Origin of the sequence: Fluviispira multicolorata, from assembly GCF_009208585.1 — a bacterium.
Lineage (GTDB): Bacteria > Bdellovibrionota_B > Oligoflexia > Silvanigrellales > Silvanigrellaceae > Silvanigrella > Silvanigrella multicolorata.
The window spans coordinates 1-296 of the sequence record NZ_WFLN01000013.1 but is presented as its reverse complement, the minus strand read 5'-3'; the positions used below and the strand labels follow the sequence as shown (position 1 = coordinate 296).

The window sequence follows — 296 nt, the reverse complement described above, 5'->3', positions numbered from 1 at the left end:
ATCCTATTATTGCTAAAATTAAAGAATTTATCACTGGTTTTAATAAAGCCGAAGAAACTATTCCTGCAATAATAAATAATGAACAAGTAATTGCTGTTTCTCAAAGTAACAATGCTTTTGAACAAAAAACTGTTGTTAAGAATGACGCAATAAGTGTTCTTAATCCTTTACCTGTCATTGAACAAAAAATCGCTGTTACAAAAAATGAAGTCTCTAATATAGAACCTCTGCCTAATATTAAAATTGAAGCCTCTATCCCAATTATTGCTAAAATTGAAAATCCTATCGCTAAAAAA

Annotated in this window: 1 protein-coding gene; it reads left to right on the top strand. The window is 28.4% G+C overall.

The features are described from left to right. The coding region (locus tag GCL57_RS14850; protein WP_161597788.1) for a hypothetical protein at window positions 1–296 on the top strand (296 nt) is incomplete at both ends.